At 38.7% G+C, this 12,656-nt stretch carries 9 protein-coding genes; 8 read left to right on the top strand and 1 reads right to left on the bottom strand.

Annotated features, from left to right (window positions below; genetic code table 11):
• Positions 1 to 98: 98 nt before the first annotated feature.
• Positions 99 to 488 carry an SPOR domain-containing protein gene (locus BM084_RS12295; RefSeq protein WP_075325640.1) on the bottom strand — a complete coding sequence of 130 codons (390 nt, stop codon included), beginning with the start codon at positions 486 to 488 and terminating at the stop codon, positions 99 to 101.
• Positions 489 to 710: 222 nt separating this feature from the next.
• Here BM084_RS12295 and BM084_RS12290 point away from each other — a divergent pair, with 222 nt between their 5' ends.
• From BM084_RS12290 to BM084_RS12255, 8 genes are read left to right on the top strand one after another with little or no spacing between them, the layout of a single operon-like run.
• Complete coding sequence (locus BM084_RS12290; protein ID WP_093305063.1) at positions 711 to 2,084, top strand: c-type cytochrome; 1,374 nt, start codon at positions 711 to 713, stop codon at positions 2,082 to 2,084.
• 53 nt (positions 2,085 to 2,137) lie between these two features.
• Entirely contained in the window at positions 2,138 to 5,206 is a 3,069-nt protein-coding gene (locus tag BM084_RS12285; protein ID WP_093305061.1) for a TAT-variant-translocated molybdopterin oxidoreductase, read from the top strand.
• Positions 5,207 to 5,238: 32 nt separating this feature from the next.
• Positions 5,239 to 7,047: an NrfD/PsrC family molybdoenzyme membrane anchor subunit gene (gene nrfD, locus BM084_RS12280; protein WP_093305059.1), complete on the top strand. Its 1,809-nt coding sequence runs from the start codon at positions 5,239 to 5,241 to the stop codon at positions 7,045 to 7,047.
• A 5-nt stretch (positions 7,048 to 7,052) separates the two neighbouring features.
• The gene (locus BM084_RS12275; protein WP_075325644.1) at positions 7,053 to 7,580 is read left to right on the top strand and encodes a DUF3341 domain-containing protein; all 528 of its coding nucleotides are present in this window, start codon (positions 7,053 to 7,055) and stop codon (positions 7,578 to 7,580) included.
• A 5-nt stretch (positions 7,581 to 7,585) separates the two neighbouring features.
• Positions 7,586 to 8,287, top strand: a complete 702-nt coding sequence (locus BM084_RS12270; protein WP_093305057.1) for a c-type cytochrome — start codon at positions 7,586 to 7,588, stop codon at positions 8,285 to 8,287.
• Positions 8,288 to 8,312: 25 nt separating this feature from the next.
• Positions 8,313 to 9,686, top strand: coding sequence for a quinol:cytochrome C oxidoreductase (locus tag BM084_RS12265; RefSeq protein ID WP_093305055.1), 1,374 nt, complete (start codon positions 8,313 to 8,315; stop codon positions 9,684 to 9,686).
• Between the two features lie 35 nt (positions 9,687 to 9,721).
• Complete coding sequence (locus BM084_RS12260; RefSeq protein ID WP_093305053.1) at positions 9,722 to 10,789, top strand: cytochrome c oxidase subunit II; 1,068 nt, start codon at positions 9,722 to 9,724, stop codon at positions 10,787 to 10,789.
• A 27-nt stretch (positions 10,790 to 10,816) separates the two neighbouring features.
• Positions 10,817 to 12,643, top strand: a complete 1,827-nt coding sequence (locus BM084_RS12255; protein ID WP_075325648.1) for a cytochrome c oxidase subunit I — start codon at positions 10,817 to 10,819, stop codon at positions 12,641 to 12,643.
• The last annotated feature ends 13 nt before the right edge of the window (positions 12,644 to 12,656 follow it).

Below are 12,656 nucleotides of genomic sequence, written 5' to 3'. Positions count from 1 at the left end.
TAATAAATGCTCAAATATTTATTATCTTCACCCTACTTGATTATGGTTTTATTTAAAATAAATTAAAAGTCTATTTAAATTAATTTTTTGCTGAAGAATTATCTGCGTCTGGGTTTTGGAATAAAAGCAGAAGGGAAGCTTTCTTTTATTTTTAAAAGCGCCCTGTCGGCTTCCAAACGATTCCTGAAGTTACCAACCCAAACCTTATAATTAGGCGCTTCGTAAGCGATTAGTGAAGGGTATTCAAATTTGCTTCGGTAATCTTTTATTACCTCGTTTGCTTCTCCATTATTTCCGTAGAAAAGTTGAATCTTATAGCGGTCTCCAATTTCATTATTCTCGCTCATTTCAGATTTTAACTCCAAAAGTTTAGAGAGCTTATCGTCTTCACTTATATTTATCTGGCCTTCCTGAGCTGTTAAATTCAGTAAAGAAAATCCTGAAAGAAAACAACTTAAGAGTATTTTGTTTATGCTTAATTTTCTCATAGTTATTTATTTAAGGCAAAAGTATAATTTAATAACTTAAACAAGCCTGGTTTTATTATTTAGAACTGATATAAATTACCGATTAACACTTATCTAACATTCCTAAAATCGACTATAAGTATTACTTTTGTTGCCGAATTTAAGGGTACAAAGTGTTAATATTACTAAGGCTTAAGGCTTTAAAAACCGTACCAAAGTTAAGACGTTAATTCAACTTATAATATGAAAAAGGTGAAATACCGCCACTCAACTTCGCGACTATTGCTCTTAAGTGTAGCATTTTTTATCTCATTTAGCGTTTTGGGAATTGCACAGGAGGAGGCCTCTCAGGATGCCGCAGGGGAAGGCCAGGAGCAAACCGATGAATCATCGGGTGAATCTTCAGAAGCTGATGCAGCTGCTGCGTCAGATCTCGGGGATCCTGCGAATGGGAAATCTCTGTTTAATTCACTTTGTGCTGCCTGTCACAAACCATATTCCGCGGGTATTGGTCCTGCTCTTCACGGCGTTACCGAGAAGAGAGAAATGGATTGGTTGTACCGCTGGATTAAAAACAGCCAGGATTTAATTTCGTCTGGAGACGACCAGGCCGTTGCGATCTACGAAGAGTATAATCAAACCGCAATGCCGGCTTTTCCTCAATTATCAGATGCTGATATTGATGATATCCTTGCTTATGTAGAACAGCCGAAACCAGAACCTCAAGCGGCGCAAACCGGTGGGGAGTCAGGTGGAGGAGATTCTTCTGGTGGTGGTGTATCGGTAAATGTTATTCTTGCAATTTTGGTGTTCGTTCTGGTAATGCTGCTTGCGGTATTATTCCTCGTAAACAAAACACTTAGAAATTTTGCTCAGGCAAGTGGTGTTGTAGTTCCTGAAAAACCTAAAAGAAAACCAATTTGGAAGTCTTTCGTTGAAAATCAATTCCTTGTTTTAATAAGTGCTGTTTTTGGCTTACTGGTAATTGGTTGGTTTGCTTACGGCTTCTTTATGCAGGTTGGGGTAGATCAGGGTTATGAGCCAATTCAGCCAATACATTATTCACATAGAATTCACGCTGGTGATAATCAGATAGATTGTAAATACTGTCACTCTTCAGCCAGAACATCTAAGCAGGCGGGTATCCCATCGCTTAATGTATGTATGAATTGTCATAAATCAATTTCAGAAGTAGCTCCAGAAACTGCTACGGCTGAATATTCAAAAGAATTTTATGACGGTGAAATTGCAAAACTTTATGATGCTGTAGGTTGGGATCCGGCAGAACAGGATTATACTGGTGAGGAAAAACCGGTTAAATGGGTTCGTATTCATAATCTTCCAGATTTCGCATACTTTAATCACTCTCAACACGTATCGGTTGCCGGGGTGCAATGTCAGAAATGTCACGGTCCAATCGAAGAGATGGAAGTGGTTTATCAAGACGCTCCTTTAACTATGGGATGGTGTATTAATTGCCACCGTGATACCAAAGTTAGAATGGAAGGAAATGAGTACTATGAGAAAATTCACGAAGAATTGTCTAAAAAGTATGGTGTAGAGGAGCTTACAGTAGCTCAAATGGGTGGTCTTGAATGTGCCAAATGCCATTACTAAAAATTTTTTCCCGGGTGTTCGGGGTTAATAAAGAAGTTAATATCTAGATATATATGTCATCAAACAAAAAATACTGGAAAAGTGTTGAAGAGCTAAATGAAAACAGCTCTGTTGTTGAGACGCTCCAACAAAAAGAATTTGCTGAAGAGATTCCGGTTAATGAATTTCTTGGGGATAAAGATTCTCTTGAAAGTTCAAAAACTTCAAGAAGGGATTTCTTAAAATATGTTGGGTTTAGTACAGCAGCGGCCTCATTGGCTGCCTGTGAAGGTCCTGTGATTAAGTCTATTCCTTACGTGGTACAGCCAGAGCGTATTGTTCCCGGGGTGGCTAACTACTATGCCTCTACAATTGCCGATGGTTTTGATTTTGCCAGTGTACTGGTAAAAACCAGGGAAGGAAGACCTATTAAGATTGAAAATAATGAATTGTCGAAGTCTAAAAGCGGGGTTAACTCTCGTGTTCATGCTTCGGTATTGTCAATGTATGACGCTAATAGGGTGAAACGCCCAATGATTGAAGGAAGAAATGTTTCCTGGGAAGAATTTGACCGCGAGGTTGGAAATGCCCTTAATAATGTTTCTGGTGATATTGTTTTAATGACGCAAACTTTTGCCAGTCCTTCAACTACAAAATTAATCAATGAGTTTTCAGAAAAGTATCCAAATGTTCGTCACGTTGTTTACGATACGGTTTCTGAAGATGCTGCTTTAAATGCATTTCAGTCTAAATTCGGGCAACGTGCCTTACCAAATTACGATTTTTCTAAAGCTGAAACCATAGTTTCTGTTGGAGCCGATTTTCTTGGTGACTGGCAGGGTGGTGGTTATGATGCGGGCTATGCCAAAGGTCGTGTGCCGAAAGAAGGCAAAATGTCCCGTCATATTCAGTTTGAATCTAATATGAGCTTAAGTGGTGCAAATGCTGATAAGCGTATTCCTGTAACACCATCTCAGCAAAAAGCTGTTTTGGCTGCGCTTTATGGATATGTTGCAGGTGGATTTTCTACCAGCAATTTACCTGCTAAAATTGACGATGCGGTTGTAAAAGCGGCTCGTCAATTAAGAAAGGCCGGAAGTGGAGCTGTTGTGGTTTCTGGAATTCCTGATGATAATGCGCAGGCTTTAGTACTTGCAATTAATGAAGCTCTTGGAAGTGGTGTTATGGATACCGCTAATGCAAGAATGATTCGCCAGGGTAATTCTCAGGCGGTAATGCAAGCTGTAAAAGATATGAAATCTGGATCTGTTGGTGCAGTGTTGATGGCTGGGGTAAATCCTGCTTATTCGTTGCCAAATGGAGAAGAATTCGCTGAAGCTCTTGCAAATGTAGAAGTTTCTCTTGCCTTTAGTATGAGCCCAGATGAAACTGCTAAACTTTGTAAATATGTAGCCGCGACTCCTCATTACTTAGAGAGTTGGGGTGATATTCAATATACTACTTCAAACTTTAGTTTAATGCAACCTGCAATTAGACCATTGTTTGATACCAGACAATTTCAGGATTGTTTGTTGAAGTGGACAGATAATAATCAATCTTACCACGATTATATAAAAGAAACCTGGAGTGGTAATATTTCTTCATGGAATACTGCCCTTCACGATGGTGTTTTTGGAGCAACCTCGCCTGTAAATGTAGAAACTGCTGAAGGTTCCGGGTCTATAAATGTGACCACGGCGGCCAGTGAATTGGTACGTTCTGCAGAAGGTGAAGGTATGGAGTTAACGCTTTATACAAAACCATCTATGGGTGATGGCCAACAGGCTAACAACCCGTGGTTGCAGGAAATGCCAGACCCTCTAACCAGGGCATCCTGGGATAATTATCTAACGGTTTCTAAATCTGATGCTGAAGCTTTAGGTTTAGAAAATGATAATGATTCTAATGGAGGTTTAAACGGAAGCTATGTTAACGTAACTGTAGATGACACAACCGTTAATAATGTTCCTGTAATTATTCAACCGGGACAGGCTAAAGGTTCAGTAGGACTTGCGCTTGGTTATGGTAAGAAAGAAGGATTGCAAAAAGAAATGCAGGTAGGTGTAAACGCTTATCCTTTATATAAGAATTTAAATGCTGTGCAGTCGGTAACTATTGAAAAAGTTTCCGGAATGCACGAATTTGCCTGTGTGCAGCTTCACAATACTTTAATGGGACGTGGAGATATTATAAAAGAAACCACGCTAGAAATTTTCAATACAAGAAATGTTAGCGAATGGAATTCTGTTCCAAATGTTTCTTTAGATCACGTTGAAAAACCGGTAACTTCTCCTGAGGTTGATATGTGGGATGGTTTTGACCGTAGTATTGGTCACCATTTTAATCTTTCAATAGATCTTAATGCGTGTACCGGTTGTGGTGCCTGTGTTATTGCCTGCCACGCCGAAAATAATGTTCCGGTTGTAGGTAAAAGTGAAGTTAGAAGATCTCGTGATATGCACTGGTTGCGTATTGACAGGTATTATTCTTCTGAAGATACTTTTATAAACGATCTTGATAAAAAAGAAAATATCTCTGGTTTAGGAAGTTCTCTTTCTGAATTTGGGGAATTGGAAGAGCCTGCAGATAATCCGCAGGTAGTATTCCAACCTGTAATGTGTCAACACTGTAACCACGCTCCTTGTGAGACTGTGTGTCCTGTTGCTGCAACTTCTCACGGAAGACAGGGGCAAAACCAAATGATCTATAACCGTTGTGTAGGTACAAGATATTGTGCAAACAACTGTCCTTATAAAGTACGTCGTTTCAACTGGTTTAATTACGCTCAAAACGAAGAGTTTGATTACCATATGAATAATGACCTAGGAAGAATGGTTATTAATCCTGATGTAACAGTGCGTTCTAGAGGGGTTATGGAAAAATGTTCTATGTGTATTCAAAAAACACAGAAAACAATTCTTGATGCCAAGCGTGAAGGAAGAGAAATTGAAGATGGTGAATTCCAAACGGCTTGTTCTGCTGCTTGTGATAAAGGCGCTATGACCTTTGGTGATATTAACAAAGAAGGAGCAGTAATTCGCGATAGAAAAGAAGATGATAGAATGTATCACTTGTTGGAATATGTGGGTACTAAACCTAATGTGATGTACCAAACAAAAGTTAGGAATACAACAGAAGCTTAATAAATTAATAAAGAAATCAATTAAAAAAGGATATGTCTCATTACGAAGCACCTATACGAAAGCCTTTAGTTACCGGGGATAAAAGCTACCATGACGTTACCGTGGATGTGGCTGCGCCGGTAGAAGGAAGGGCGAATAAATCCTGGTGGATTGTCTTTTCAATTGCCCTTGTTGCCTTTCTTTGGGGTGTAGGTTGTATAATTTACACTATTTCCACAGGTATTGGTACCTGGGGGCTTAATAAAACTGTAGGCTGGGCCTGGGATATTACCAACTTCGTTTGGTGGGTAGGTATTGGTCACGCCGGGACGCTAATTTCGGCTGTACTTTTATTATTCAGGCAAAAATGGAGAATGGCAATTAACCGTTCTGCAGAGGCGATGACAATCTTCTCTGTAATGCAGGCTGGTTTGTTTCCTTTAATTCACATGGGTCGTCCCTGGTTAGCTTATTGGGTACTTCCTATTCCTAACCAATTTGGTTCGTTATGGGTTAACTTTAACTCGCCACTGCTTTGGGATGTATTTGCGATATCAACTTATCTTTCGGTTTCGCTTGTGTTCTGGTGGACAGGTTTACTTCCCGATTTTGCAATGATTCGTGACCGGGCAATTACTCCTTTCAATAAAAAGATCTACGGAATTCTAAGTTTCGGTTGGAGTGGGCGTGCAAAAGACTGGCAACGTTTTGAGGAAGTTTCTTTGGTACTTGCCGGGTTGGCAACTCCATTAGTACTTTCAGTACACACTATTGTATCTTTTGACTTTGCTACATCGGTTATTCCGGGATGGCACACCACAATTTTCCCTCCTTACTTTGTTGCAGGAGCGGTATTTTCTGGTTTTGCAATGGTGAACACCCTTCTTATTATTATGAGAAAAGTTTCTAATCTTGAGCATTATATTACAATACAGCATATTGAATTGATGAACATAGTAATTATGATCACCGGTTCTATTGTTGGGGTTGCTTATATTACCGAGCTTGTTATTGCTTGGTACTCTGGAGTGGAGTACGAACAATATGCCTTCCTTAACCGGGCAACAGGACCTTATGCCTGGGCTTATTGGGCAATGATGACCTGTAACGTATTTTCTCCACAGTTTATGTGGTTTAAGAAACTACGTACCAGCATTATGTTCTCGTTCTTTATCTCTATCGTGGTAAACATCGGGATGTGGTTTGAGCGTTTTGTGATTATTGTAACTTCACTTCACCGTGATTACCTTCCATCTTCCTGGTCAATGTTTTCTCCAACCTTTGTAGATATTGGTATTTTTATTGGAACCTTAGGATTCTTCTTTGTATTGTTCCTTTTATATGCGAGATCGTTTCCAGTAATTGCTCAAGCGGAAGTAAAAACAATACTTAAATCATCTGGATCTAAATACAAAAAGCTTAGAGCCCAGCATGGAGATGATGTTAAACATTATACTCCTGTAAATGTAGGTGAGCCTAAACAGAATATCGCTAATAAGGTTGATAAAAAAATGGATGATGAAGATGCTTATAAAGAAGGCGATAATGATGGGCATAATGAAACGGTAAATGCAGATGCATTAACGCTGTCTGAAGTTCAAAAGGATAGAATAGACGAAATGTTAGAAAGAACAGGTTCATTTAATCCTGAGAATCAAACGGCAGACGAACTACAAAAACTTAAGGCAGTAGGTCCTTTCCTTGAACAGCGTTTACATCAGGTAGGTCTTTATACCTATGTTCAGGTAAGTAAACTTACCCAGGATGATTTTGAATTGCTTGATGAAGTAATAGAGAACTTCCCTAATTCAGCACAACGTGAAGATTGGGTAGCACAGGCAACTGAACTAAAAAATAAGTAATTAAGATGGCATCAAAAGTTATACACGCTATTTATAATGATGACGACCTGCTTTTGCAAGCTGTAAAGCAGGTAAGAGAGGCCCGTTATCATATTGGTGAAATTTATACTCCAATGCCTGTTCACGGTTTGGATAAAGCTATGGGCCTTGCGCCAACAAGACTTGCTATAACATCTTTTCTATACGGTGTAGTAGGGTTTGTAGTTGCAGTTGCAATGATGAATTTTATAATGATTGAAGACTGGCCTCAGGATATTGGAGGGAAGCCAAGTTTCAGTTTTATTGAAAATATGCCCGCCTTTGTGCCAATTATGTTTGAGCTTACCGTGTTTTTTGCAGCTCACCTTATGGTAATTACTTTTTATATGAGAAGTAAATTGTGGCCATTTAAACAAGCTGAAAATCCCGATGTTAGAACAACCGATGATATGTTCTTGATGGAAATAGATGCAGCAAATCATAACGTAGACGAATTAACCAAATTCCTTTACGATACCGGTGCCGCTGAAATTAAATTAATAGATAATAAATAGCCAGAATGAGAAATTTGTTCTATAAAGCGATAATATTGTTCCTGGTTGGGGGCTTTGTAATGTCTTGTGCAGATAGCGACAAGCCTAATTACCAGTTTATGCCAGATATGTATGAGCCTATAGGTTATGAGGCGTATGGAGAATATGATATTTTTCAAAATGGACAGGAAGCAAAACTCCCTGTAGAAGGTTCTATCCCTAGAGGATGGATGCCTTACGATTATGAAAATACCCCAGATGGAATGGCAAATGCCAAAGCCAACCTTAATAATCCGTTGCCTTATACAGAAGATAATCTAAATGAAGGAAAACAATTATATACCATATATTGTGCAGTTTGTCACGGAGATAACGGTGATGGCCAGGGTATTCTTGCCGAAAGGGAGAAAATACTTGGGGTTCCAGCTTACGATGATGCCGGGCGGGCTATTACCGAAGGTAGTGTTTATCACGTAATCTACTACGGATTAAATACCATGGGTTCTTATGCCTCGCAAACCAGTGAAGAAGAGCGTTGGAAGATTACGCATTATGTGATGAATCTTAAGAACGAGTTAGAAGGTGGTGAAGAAATTCCTTTTGAAGAAGTAAAAGAAGCCTCTATTGCCGAAGCAAACCCAGTAGAAGTAGAAAGAGCTCAGGAAAATGCTGAAGAGGTACAGGGAGAAGGAGCTGTAACCGGCGCTGAAGAGCAAAACAATAATTAAGAATAAAGCATTTAGATCTATAAATATGTACACGCTATCCAGTAAATTAAAATTAACAGCAATTATTTTTATGATTGTTGGTGCCATTGGGCTCGTGATTGGGTTTTTACAGGCGCCATCAAATTTGGATGATGTTAGGGAAATGATGGCTGCAGAAGAGCATCACGGTGAAACATCTCATGCCGAAGAAGGGGAAGCTAACTTCGCTGAAGCGGAACACGGGATGTTGTTAGATGATGAGCCTGGTAGAAATGCAGAGGGTGATCACGCTGCAGAAGCAGGCGCGCATGATACCGAACATCTTGAGCATAAATTACACCAATTGCAGAATAAGCCCTGGGCGGCAATTTATGTAGCAGCATTCTTTTTCTTTATGATCTCTTTAGGTGTTTTAGCTTTTTATGCTTTACAATATGCCTCGCAGTCAGGTTGGTCTCCGGTTTTATTTAGGGTTATGGAAGCCATTTCGGCTTACATTGTTCCCGGCGGGATCATTATGTTTGTACTTTTAGTACTTTCCGGTTTTCATTTGAACCATTTATTTGTATGGATGGATCCTGAAGTTGTAGCGCACGATGAGATTATTCAAAATAAAACAGCATATCTAAATGTACCTTTCTTCTTAATAAGAGCAGCCATATTTTTAGCTGGTTGGTTCTTATTTAGACATTTCTTAGTAAGAAACTCAAGAAGATTAGATGAGGCAACAGATAACTATTACTTTAAAAAGAACTTTAAACTTGCAGCAGGATTTTTAGTATTCTTCCTTATTTCAGAATCTATTATGAGCTGGGATTGGATTATGAGTTTAGATCCGCACTGGTTTAGTACTTTATTTGGATGGTATGTATTCTCAAGTATGTTCGTTTCAGGAATTACTGTAATTGCTTTAGTAAGTATTTATCTAAAATCAAGAGGTTATTTACCATTTGTTAATAATAGCCATATCCACGATTTGGCCAAATATATGTTCGGTATAAGTATTTTCTGGACCTACCTTTGGTTCTCACAATTTATGCTTATTTGGTATTCAAATATTCCAGAAGAAGTAGTTTACTTTATTAGTAGGATTGAAAATTATGGGTTACCATTCTTTGGTATGGTAGTGTTAAACTTCCTATTCCCATTGCTTGTATTAATGAATAGTGATTATAAAAGAGTAAACTGGTTTGTGGTAATGACGGGTATCGTTATACTTATAGGTCATTATCTTGATGTATTTAATATGGTAATGCCGGCAACTGTGGGAGAATCATGGTTTATTGGAATTCCTGAGATAAGTGCAGTACTTTTCTTTGGAGGATTGTTTACTTTTGTGGTCTTTAGCGCGCTAACTAAAGCTCCGTTACTTGCTAAACGCAACCCATTTATAAAGGAAAGTGAACATTTCCACTATTAATAAAAGATTTGATTGTTTAAAGAAGAACTTATAAAATGACCGTATTTTTAGTAATAATAGTATTAGCCCTTTTGGCCGTTACCGGTTGGCAAATGTCTAAGATTTTTCAGATGTCTCAGGGGCCGGGAGCCGAGAGTTCTGAAATAGCTAACGACAACGATAATAGACAACAAGCCAAACTAATGCTTTGGTTTATGATCTTTATCTATGTAGGTATGGCTTATAGCTTTTGGCATTGGAGTAAATTATACCTTCCAGAAGCTGCTTCAGAACATGGAAACCAGGTAGATACTTTAATGTTTATTTCCATCGGACTTATTATGGTGGTGCAGGTTATTACCCAGGCCTTGCTACACTGGTTCGCTTATAAATATCAGGGGAAAAAAGGGAAAAGAGCACTCTTTTTCGCCGATAACGATAAACTTGAATTTATCTGGACTATTATTCCGGTAATTACTCTTGCAGGTTTAATAATCTATGGATTATTTACCTGGAGTGATATTATGAATATTAGTGAAGATAATGATCCCATTGTTGTTGAAATCTATGCCAAGCAGTTTAGCTGGCAAGCCCGGTACGCTGGAGAAGATAATACTTTAGGGGAAGCTAACGTGCGTTTTATTGAAGGGATAAACACTGTAGGATTAAATGAGAATGATCCTTATGCAGATGATGATAAGATTACAACAGAGCTTCACCTCCCAGTAGGAAAGGAAGTATTGTTTAAATTTAGATCTCAGGATGTATTACACTCTGCTTATTTTCCTCACTTTAGAGCTCAAATGAACGTAGTACCCGGTATGGTTACCCAGTTTGCTTTTACTCCAGATATTACTACTGAAGAAATGAGGAATTCAGAGTATATGGTAGATAAAGTAAAAACCATTAATGAAATTAGAAAAGATAACAGCGAGGCTTTAATGGCAGAAGGAGAAGCGCCATTAGATTCCTACGAATTTGATTACTTCCTGCTTTGTAACAAGATTTGTGGTGACGCGCACTACAATATGCAGATGAAGATTATTGTTGAAAGCGAGAAAGATTATAACGAATGGTTGAGTGAACAGGATACGTTTGCTTCAACTTTGGAATCACAAGAATAACAGAACTAAAAAGAATATAATTTAGATATGTCAGCAATAGCAACAGCACCGGCTCACGATCACCACGACGATCACGGACATCATCATAAACAAACTTTTATTACTAAATATATATTTAGTACAGATCATAAGATGATTGCCAAGCAATATCTTATTACAGGTATATTAATGGGAATTGTAGGGATTATGATGTCCGTACTTTTCCGTATGCAATTAGCCTGGCCAGAAGAATCTTTTATGCTTTTTGAATGGCTACTGGGAGATAAATGGGCTCCAGACGGAGTAATGACTCCTTCTATTTACCTTGCTTTGGTAACCATTCACGGTACTATTATGGTATTCTTTGTACTAACTGCCGGTTTAAGTGGTACGTTTAGTAACTTATTAATTCCGCTTCAAATTGGCGCACGGGATATGGCCTCTGGCTTTATGAACATGCTTTCATACTGGTTGTTTTTTATCTCTTGTGTGATTATGCTTAGTTCATTATTTATAGAATCTGGTCCTGCATCTGCCGGGTGGACAATTTATCCGCCGCTTAGTGCACTACCTCAGGCTATTGGAGGTTCAGGAATGGGAATGACTCTTTGGTTAATTTCTATGGCTATCTTTATTGCATCATCACTTTTAGGTTCTCTTAACTATATTGTTACTGTTCTTAATCTTAGAACCAAAGGAATGTCTATGATGAGACTTCCACTTACCATTTGGGCATTTTTTGTTACCGCTATTATTGGTGTGGTTTCCTTCCCGGTATTACTTTCGGCAGCACTATTACTTATAATGGATAGAAGTTTTGGAACTTCCTTCTTCCTTAGTGATATTTATCTTGAAGGAGAAGTGTTAAGCCACCAGGGAGGTTCTCCGGTTTTATTTGAACACTTGTTCTGGTTCTTAGGTCACCCCGAAGTTTATATTGTAATTCTACCTGCAATGGGTATTGTTTCAGAAGTTTTAGCAACAAACTCTCGTAAACCAATTTTTGGTTATCGTGCGATGGTTGCTTCAATTTTAGCAATTGCATTCCTTTCTACAATCGTATGGGGTCACCATATGTTCGTTTCAGGGATGAATCCATTCTTAGGTTCTGTATTTACATTTACAACCTTATTAATCGCAATTCCTTCTGCAGTAAAAGCCTTTAACTGGATCACTACGCTCTGGAAAGGTAACCTGCAAATGAACCCTGCGATGCTGTTTTCAATCGGTTTTGTTTCAACATTCATCACCGGTGGTCTTACAGGAATTATCCTTGGAGATTCAACATTAGATATTAACGTTCACGATACATATTTTGTAATTGCCCACTTCCACCTGGTAATGGGTATCTCTGCCATCTACGGTCTTTTAGCCGGGGTTTACCACTGGTTCCCTAAGATGTTTGGCCGCATGATGAACAAGAACCTTGGTTATGTTCACTTCTGGATAACCGCAGTGGGTGCTTACGGGGTATTTTTCCCAATGCACTTTATAGGTCTTGCAGGTTTACCAAGACGATATTATACAAACACGGCATTTCCATACTTTGATGACCTTGCCGATGTTAACGTGATTATCACTGTTTTCGCCCTTATTACAGCGGGTGTTCAGGTTGTATTCCTATATAACTTCTTTAGTTCAATTTTCTTCGGACAAAAAGCTACTCAGAACCCTTGGAATTCAACTACTTTAGAATGGACTACTCCGGTAGAGCATATTCACGGAAATTGGCCTGGTGCAATTCCTTCAGTATACCGTTGGTCTTACGATTATAGTAAGATGAATCTTGAGGGTACAGATTACGTACTTCCTGGTCAGGATTTTGTTCCGCAGAATGTTCCGCTTCAGGATCACGAAGAAGAATTGAATCATTAAAACTGAATAAAAT

Source organism: Salegentibacter agarivorans, assembly GCF_900113135.1.
Lineage (GTDB): Bacteria > Bacteroidota > Bacteroidia > Flavobacteriales > Flavobacteriaceae > Salegentibacter > Salegentibacter agarivorans.
The sequence above is the reverse complement of the archived record's forward strand: the minus strand, read 5'-3'. Positions and strand labels throughout refer to the sequence as shown.

What these genes read in the sequence shown, in the direction of transcription:
- BM084_RS12295 (WP_075325640.1), bottom strand. Translation starts at nt 488, where the DNA reads ATGAGAAAATTAAGCATAAACAAAATACTCTTAAGTTGTTTTCTTTCA.
- BM084_RS12290 (WP_093305063.1), top strand. Translation starts at nt 711, where the DNA reads ATGAAAAAGGTGAAATACCGCCACTCAACTTCGCGACTATTGCTCTTA.
- BM084_RS12285 (WP_093305061.1), top strand. Translation starts at nt 2,138, where the DNA reads ATGTCATCAAACAAAAAATACTGGAAAAGTGTTGAAGAGCTAAATGAA.
- nrfD (WP_093305059.1), top strand. Translation starts at nt 5,239, where the DNA reads ATGTCTCATTACGAAGCACCTATACGAAAGCCTTTAGTTACCGGGGAT.
- BM084_RS12275 (WP_075325644.1), top strand. Translation starts at nt 7,053, where the DNA reads ATGGCATCAAAAGTTATACACGCTATTTATAATGATGACGACCTGCTT.
- BM084_RS12270 (WP_093305057.1), top strand. Translation starts at nt 7,586, where the DNA reads ATGAGAAATTTGTTCTATAAAGCGATAATATTGTTCCTGGTTGGGGGC.
- BM084_RS12265 (WP_093305055.1), top strand. Translation starts at nt 8,313, where the DNA reads ATGTACACGCTATCCAGTAAATTAAAATTAACAGCAATTATTTTTATG.
- BM084_RS12260 (WP_093305053.1), top strand. Translation starts at nt 9,722, where the DNA reads ATGACCGTATTTTTAGTAATAATAGTATTAGCCCTTTTGGCCGTTACC.
- BM084_RS12255 (WP_075325648.1), top strand. Translation starts at nt 10,817, where the DNA reads ATGTCAGCAATAGCAACAGCACCGGCTCACGATCACCACGACGATCAC.